The sequence below is a fragment of the Streptomyces sp. NRRL F-6492 genome, assembly GCF_001280125.1.
In the GTDB taxonomy this organism is placed as follows: domain Bacteria; phylum Actinomycetota; class Actinomycetes; order Streptomycetales; family Streptomycetaceae; genus Streptomyces.
Genome location: NZ_LGEG01000082.1, coordinates 1 through 2,642 on the forward strand (window position 1 = coordinate 1; position 2,642 = coordinate 2,642).

The window sequence follows — 2,642 nt, forward strand, 5'->3', positions numbered from 1 at the left end:
AATCTGCCGGGATTGGACCTGGGAAGGCAAGCGGCCCCTTCCCAGACTGGCTCCATGAACCACACAGACGCCCCGGACCCCGCGCGCCCCCACCCCGACACCCTCGCCGTCCACCCGCCCCACGTCGAGGTCACCGGCAGCAGGCCCCTCGGCGTCCCCCTCCACCAGGGCCACGTCTTCGCCTTCGACTCGGCCGACGCCCTCGCCGAGGGCTTCACCTCCCCGGACGCCTTCCTCTACGCCCGCCTCGGCAATCCCACCGTCCGCACCCTGGAGGACGCCGTCGCCCGCCTCGAAGGCGGCACCTCCGGCCTCTCCTTCGCCTCCGGCATGGGCGCCGTCAACGCCGTCCTCCTCTCCCTCCTCGGCTCCGGCGCCCACGTCGTCGCGCAGACCTGCCTGTACGGCGGCACGTACGCGGTCCTCGCCGACCTCGCCGCCCGCTGGGGCGTCGACGTCACGTACGTCTCCGGCACGGACCCGGAGGAGGTGCGGGCGGCCCTGCGCCCCGAGACCCGCCTCCTCTACCTGGAGACCATCGCCAACCCCACCACCCGCGTCTCCGACCTGCCCGCCCTGGCCGCCGTCGCCGCCGACGCGGGCGTCCCGGTCGCCGTCGACAACACCTTCGCCTCCCCGCTGCTCTGCCGCCCCCTCGACCACGGCGCCGACGTCGTGATCCACTCCGCCACCAAGTACCTCGCCGGGCACGGGGACGTCCTCGGCGGCGTCGCCGTCTTCAAGGACCGCGAGCTGTACGGGCGGGTCCGCCGCCACGCCGTCGAACAGGGTGCCTCCACCGACCCGTTCGCCGCCTGGCTCACCCTGCGCGGCCTGCAGACCCTCTCCCTGCGCGTGGAGCGCCAGTGCGCGAACGCCGCCGAGCTCGCGGCCCGCCTCGCCGCGCACCCGGCGGTCGCCGCCGTCCGCCACCCGTCCCTCGCGAGCCACCCGGACCGGGAGGTCGCCGCGCGCCTGCTGCCCGCCGGGGGCGGCGGGGTCGTCTCGGTCGACCTCGCGGGCGGCCGGGACGCGGCCGCGCCTTCGTCGAGGCGGTCCGGCTCGCCTCGCTCAGCGTCTCCCTGGGCGACGTGAAGACGCTGGTGATGCACCCGGCCTCCACCTCGCACCACCAGCTCGACGCGGCGGCCCTCGCGGCGGCGGGCATCGGCGCCGGCACGGTCCGGATCTCGGTCGGCATCGAACACGTCGAGGACCTGTGGGCGGACCTGGAGCAGGCCCTGGAGCAAGCGGCCTGACGGCCCGTCAGTCCTCCCGTTCCCGCTCCGCCATTCGGATCACGCACACCGCCACCGCGACCATGAGGGCGGCGTCGGCGTCCTCCCGGACCACGTTCACCGCGTACGTGTCGCGGACGCGGAGCCACTGCCGGGAGACGTGGACCAGGAGCTCGCCCTCGTACTCGACGGTGAACTCCCGGTCCAGGATCCGGCCGCTGACGTCCAGCTCCGTGCCCTCGACCAGCGTCACCCGGTAGTGGTTGCGCAGCAGCGAGAGCCGCTTGCGGCGGACGGTCGCCAGCGGCCGCTCGTCCCGCTCGATCGTCATCGTGTCCCGCAGGCTGAACATCTTCTGCCGCAGGGTGATCAGGACCCGCCCGTCGGGGTCCTTCAGCTCCAGGGTGTCGCGCAGCCGCATGGCCTTGCCGTCGGCGAGGAAGGCGTGGCGGCCGTGCTCGTCCTCGATCCAGTAGTCGTCGCCGATCGCGAAGATCTTGTCCCGTACGAGATATTTCACCCGGTTACTCCTGCCCCGTCGGCGCCGCTTCTCACCCGAAGTAGCGGGTAAACGCGTCCGGACCCGCCCCGAGCATCTCCCCGAACGGCGAGTCGAGCTGATGGATCAGCAGCACCGTGAAGGCGATGAACCCGGACAGGCCCATCACCATCACCACGTGGGTCGTGCTCCTCTTGATCCCGAAGAGGAACATGAACGCGAGCGTCAGCACGCCGCCGATCAGCAGCCCCGTCCACAGCACGGGCGAGAGCCGCTCCTGCGCCGCCGCCTCCCGGCCGCGCCGCGCGTCGTCGACGTAGCCGATCTGGGCCAGCACCTCCTGGGCCGCGATCTGCTCGGACACCCGGTCGGAGCGGGTCACCTCGCCCGCCCGCCGCAGCTGGTCGAGCAGCGTCCAGCCCGAGGAGCCGAGCGGCTCGCGGCCGGTCATCGCGGGCCACTCGACGTCCACGACGTGGCTCGCGTACGTCCGGGCCGCGTCGCGCACCGGCTGCCGCTGGGCGAGCGGGAGCGCGTCCGCGAGCAGGTACGTCTGGTGCAGGGCGCTCGCCTCGGCCTGGACGTGGTCGGCGGCGGCGGACCGCGTCTCCCAGACGGAGACCAGGCAGAGGCCGAGGACCACGGCGTAGAGGACCGACACCATCATGGCGATGTACTCGGCCACGTCCTCGCGCGGCTCCTCGTCCTCCCCGACCGGGAAGAGCCTGGTCTTGACGAAGACGGAGAGGGCGGCGACGAGCGCGACCCCGAGGACGACGACGAGGGTTTCGAGCAGGACCACGGTCACTTCCTCCGGCTGCCGAGGAGAGCGGCGGCGACGGCCGCCGGGATCAGGAGCAACAGCAACGTCGTCGCCACCCCGAACTCCCGCGCCTCCCGCCCCC

Annotated in this window: 2 protein-coding genes and 1 pseudogene; 1 reads left to right on the plus strand and 2 read right to left on the minus strand. The window is 73.2% G+C overall.

The features are described 5' to 3' along the window. Positions 1 to 54 precede the first annotated feature (54 nt). Positions 55 to 1,259, plus strand: a pseudogene (locus ADL08_RS09370) (trans-sulfuration enzyme family protein). Positions 1,260 to 1,266: 7 nt separating this feature from the next. On the opposite strand, the gene ADL08_RS09375 reads toward ADL08_RS09370, so the two are convergent. Together ADL08_RS09375 and ADL08_RS09380 are read right to left on the minus strand one after the other, a co-directional pair. Next, the gene (locus ADL08_RS09375; RefSeq protein ID WP_053641615.1) at positions 1,267 to 1,758 is read right to left on the minus strand and encodes an LURP-one-related/scramblase family protein; all 492 of its coding nucleotides are present in this window, start codon (positions 1,756 to 1,758) and stop codon (positions 1,267 to 1,269) included. A 31-nt stretch (positions 1,759 to 1,789) separates the two neighbouring features. Then, positions 1,790 to 2,539 carry a DUF4239 domain-containing protein gene (locus ADL08_RS09380; protein WP_053641616.1) on the minus strand — a complete coding sequence of 250 codons (750 nt, stop codon included), beginning with the start codon at positions 2,537 to 2,539 and terminating at the stop codon, positions 1,790 to 1,792. Positions 2,540 to 2,642 lie beyond the last annotated feature (103 nt).